At 73.5% G+C, this 2,729-nt stretch carries 1 protein-coding gene; it reads right to left on the bottom strand.

From position 1 onward, the window contains the following. Positions 1-2,389: endonuclease/exonuclease/phosphatase family protein (locus tag DQW06_RS08760; RefSeq protein WP_117198271.1), on the bottom strand; the 2,389-nt coding region annotated here is incomplete at its 3' end. Positions 2,390-2,729 lie beyond the last annotated feature (340 nt).

Here is a 2,729-nt window from a genome sequence, read left to right as displayed (position 1 = left end):
GCACCTGGGGGTCGTGGTCGCTGACCTGGTCGGAGAACTCGGAGTTGATCCGCGCGATGTCGTACTCGACCCGGCCCGCGAGCGCCTGGTTGACCAGGATGTGGTCCAGCGCCTGGGAGTTGCCGTCGAAGACGTAGTTGTAGCGCTCCTCCACGGGCAGGTCCGTCATCGGGTTGTGCAGCGGCCCGTCGGCGGTCAGGATCTCCAGGGTCCGGGAGAACTGGAAGTCGTTCAGATCGCCCATGACCACCAGGTTGGCCTCGGGGTCCACGGCCAGCAGCTCCTCGGCGAAGTCGCGCACGAGCCCGGCCTGGGCGTGGCGCTGGGCCTCGCTGGTGCGCCGCGGCGGCTGGTGGACGCCGTGCAGGGACTCGTCCCCGCCCTTGGAGTTGAAGTGGTTGGTGACCACGTAGACGTCCCGGTTCAGGGCGCGGAAGTGGCCGACCAGCGGCTTGCGGCTGGAGTCCCAGGCCCCGTCCCGCGGGCTGATCCGGCCCGGGGACACCGACAGCTCGGCGCCGCGCCCGCCCTCCACGACCTCCACGGCGGTGGTCGCGTCGCCGCCCTCGCGGTCGACGAACTGCACGCGCTCGGGGTCGAACAGGAACGCGTTGCGGATGTTGCCGCCGGGCTGGCCGCCGTCCTGCTTGTCCTCGGGGCTGATCTGCCGCCACTCGTAGGCGGGGCCGCCGTGCTCCTCCACGGCCTCCACCAGCCGGTCCAGGGTGACGTCGGCGTCCACGACGCCGTCGTCGGTCGGGCCGGTGTTGTCCTGGATCTCCTCCAGGCCGATGATGTCGGGCGAGTTCAGGGACTCGACGATCCCGGCCGCCAGCGCGTCGTACCTGGCCTGGTCGTCGCGCCCGCCGAGGTTCTCGACGTTGTAGGTGGCGACGCTGACCTCGTGGCGCCGCGCGTCGCGGACGGCGGTGCGCTCCAGGCCGCCCCGCACGTGCCCGCCCAGGGTGGTGGCGCGGATGAGGTAGCCGCCGAACCGGCTGTAGTAGAGGGGTCCCTCGGTGACCCCGGCGAGGGTGTCGCCCACGTTGGCCTCCGGGAAGGGGTGCTGGTCGCGGTCCAGCAGCGACTCGACCTTGATCCGTCCGGAGTTGGGGTCGCCGTAGGAGCCGTAGCGGGTGCCGCCGTTGACGGTGGGGTTCTGTCCGGGCTTGGTGGTCACCCAGAGCGCGGAGTAGTCGTCGGTGGCGCCGACGACGGGCGCGTCCTCCACGCGGACGAGCATGTGCTCGTGCGCGGCCCAGAAGTCCAGGGCGTACTCCGCGGGTTCCAGGTCGAGCGCGGAGACGTCGCCGCCGGGTTCGGGCGCGTACGCCTCGGGGACGGCGTCCTCGTCGAGCAGGACCGGGTCGGGCACGGCGTTGCCCGAGGACAGGACGGTCCAGCGGGCCTGGTCGAGCTGGGTGATGGTCTGCGCACCGGAGGCGGGGCTGTACTCGCTGACCCGTCCGGCGGCCAGGACCTCGTCGCCGACGGCCACGTCCGGGGTGGTGGACCCGGTGAAGACGAACAGCCCCTCGCTGGTGCGCGGGTCGCCGTCGCCCTCGGTGTCCTGGAACCAGAACCCCCGCGCGCCGCCGAAGGGGTTGACCGCCGTGACCACGCCCGGCAGGCCCGTGACCTGCTGTCCGGCGTAGGGGGAGGTCCGGGTGGTGCCCTGGACGTCGTGGACGCGCAGGTCGCCGGGCTCGACGGGCTCCTCGGGGTCGGTGCCGCCCCCGCCGGGTGTCTGGCCCGCGGTGTTGGTGGGCGAGGGGGCCGCGGCCGTGAAGTCCGCCGCGTTGTCGCCGGTGTCGGTGAGGGCGTCGTCGCGCGAGGCGGAGGTGGTGTTGCCCAGCCGGGGCGCGGGCGCGCCCTCGTGGACGACGGCGTCCCCGTAGCCGACGAGGTCGGCGACGGACGCGTCCGCGGTGCACTCCGCGGCGGTCCGGCAGGTGACGGGGTCGGTGCCCCGCACGAGCAGGACCGTGCCGGAGGTGGCGGACATGTTGCTGCCGCCGGTGGCGTCGGGGGCGGGGAGGTCGGTGCTGCCCCCGGCGCCCGCCGCCTGGCGCACGAGGTAGTACCCGTCCGCGCCGATCTCGCCGTTCAGTGCCGTGACCTGCACCTGGGTGGCGGGCCTGGGGTTGGCGGGCAGGTACTGCACGCTCCAGCCGTCGAGGGAGAACGCCTCGCCGGTGGGGTTGCCCAGTTCGACGAAGTCGTGGCGCAGGTCCGCGCCGCTGTTGCCGCCTCCGCCGTAGACCTCGCTGACCACCGGGGTGGCGGTGTCGGCGAGGGCGGACGGCGCGGACGTGAGCCCGAGGCCCAGGAGCACCGCCGCCGCGGCGGACGTGGACGCGACCAGGCGTCCGGGTCGGTTGGGGGACACATCTTCTCCGGAGGGGAGTGGGGGTTGACGGGCGTGCACATCATGGCCCCTGCGGATGTCCGACCGAAAGAGAGGGCGTGAAAAGGAGGCGAATCGGAACGCCGTCGGTGGGATCGGACCGGTCCGGCGGCGCCCGCGCCTCGTGGGATCCTCCGAAAGATCAGACCGAAGGGCCGGGCCGGAGGGCCGGACCGAAGAGCTGGGCCGAAGAGCTGGGCCGAAGAGCCAGGCCGGAAGGCCGGTCCGCCTCGGGTGAGCCCCGCACGCGCGCGGTCGCGCGGACGTTGATCACGCGGAGCGCCAGGGCGGCGGTCGCGCGACGTCAGCGCCGCGCGACCGC

The organism is Nocardiopsis sp. TNDT3, from assembly GCF_003427465.1.
Taxonomy (GTDB): Bacteria; Actinomycetota; Actinomycetes; order Streptosporangiales; family Streptosporangiaceae; genus Nocardiopsis; species Nocardiopsis dassonvillei.
Note: the sequence above shows the minus strand (reverse complement) of the source record. Positions and strands in the feature narration are given on the sequence as shown.